Below are 1,539 nucleotides of genomic sequence, written 5' to 3' on the forward strand. Positions count from 1 at the left end.
ATGCCGGCGCGGTCATCGTCAACAGCAATGTCGGCACCACGCTCGCCAACAACAATGCGACGATCCACACCAGGGGCGGCGATGCCAACGGCATCATGGCGCAATCGGTCGGTGGCGGCGGCGGCAATGGCGGTTTCTCCGGCGCGCTCTCGGTCACCGGCCCGAACGCCAAGGCGGCGATCGGCATTTCGATCGGCGGTTTCGGCGCCGGCGCCGGCAACGGCGAGGCCGCCACCGTCACCTCGGTCGACAACATCCTGACCGAAGGCGATGGCGCCAACGGCATCTTCGCGCAGTCGGTCGGCGGCGGCGGCGGCAGCGGCGGCTTCTCTTTTGCGGCAGCGGTGAACGGCACGCTCGGCAAGGGGCAAGGCACCAAGGCGGCGATTTCGGCTTCGCTGGGCGGCCTCGGCGGCTCGGCCGGCGACGGCAGAAACGTCACGGTCGACTCGACCGGCATCATCCAGACCACCGGCATCAAGGCGTTCGGCGTGCTGGCGCAGTCGGTTGGCGGTGGTGGCGGCAATGGTGGCCTCAGCGTCACCACCAGCCTCAGCCTTGGCGAGAACGGCAACCAGATCAGCGCCTCCGTCGGTGGCGTGGGCGGCGGCGGCGGCGCCGGAGGCGATGTGCTGGTAACGCGCCACGGCGCGACCATCACCGGAGGCGACCAGGCGGTCGGTCTCTTCGCGCAGTCGATCGGCGGCAGCGGCGGCAATGGCGGCATGTCGATTTCCGGCGTCATCGCCGGAACCGATGCCAAGACCCTGTCGGCGAGCGTCGGCGGCTTTGGCGGCGTCGGCAGCAATGCGGGCAAGGCGACGATCGACAACACCGGTGCTGTCTCGACCTACGGTGTCGAAGCGCATGCCATCCAGGCGCAATCGGTCGGCGGCGGCGGCGGCAATGGCGGCATGGCCGTCTCGGCGGCCATCGGTTCGCTCGGCACCGGCACCAATCTCAATGTCGGCGTCAGCGTCGGCGGCTTTGGCGGCGACAGCGGCTATGGCGGTGACGTCGTCGTGACCAACCACGGCCTGCTGCAGACCGGTCTGCTGGCGACTGGACAGACGGTTACCAATGGCGACGGCGCCTACGGCATCTTCGCGCAGTCGATCGGCGGCGGCGGCGGCTCCGGCGGCAATGCGATTACCGGCGTGCTCGGCCTCTCCGGCAACAATCCGGGGACGCAGGCTAATGTCAGCGTCGCGGTCGGCGGCTCTGGTGGCAACGGCAACAAGGGCGGCACGGTCACGATCGAGCAGCATGGCGGCATCGAGACCTCTGGCATGGGTGCATTCGGCATCCTGGCGCAGTCGATTGGTGGTGGCGGCGGCACCGGCGGGCGTTCGAACTCGATCTCGCTGCAGCTCGGCGCGAAATGCACGCTGGCCAAGGTCTGCGAACCGGCCGGTGGCAAGCCGAACTGGAACCTGCAGGCGACGGTCGGCGGGGCAGGTGGAACGGCCAATGACTGCAACACCGTCAACGTCTCCAACTACGATTTCATCTCCACCCATGGCGACAAGTCGTCGGGCA

Annotated in this window: 1 pseudogene; it reads left to right on the plus strand. The window is 68.6% G+C overall.

Features of this window, described 5'->3' with window-relative positions:
- Positions 1-1,539 (plus strand): annotated as a pseudogene (locus tag EN943_RS36945) (autotransporter outer membrane beta-barrel domain-containing protein); the annotation flags it as partial.

The sequence above is a fragment of the Mesorhizobium sp. M7A.F.Ca.US.006.01.1.1 genome (genome assembly GCF_003997935.1).
Lineage (GTDB): Bacteria > Pseudomonadota > Alphaproteobacteria > Rhizobiales > Rhizobiaceae > Mesorhizobium.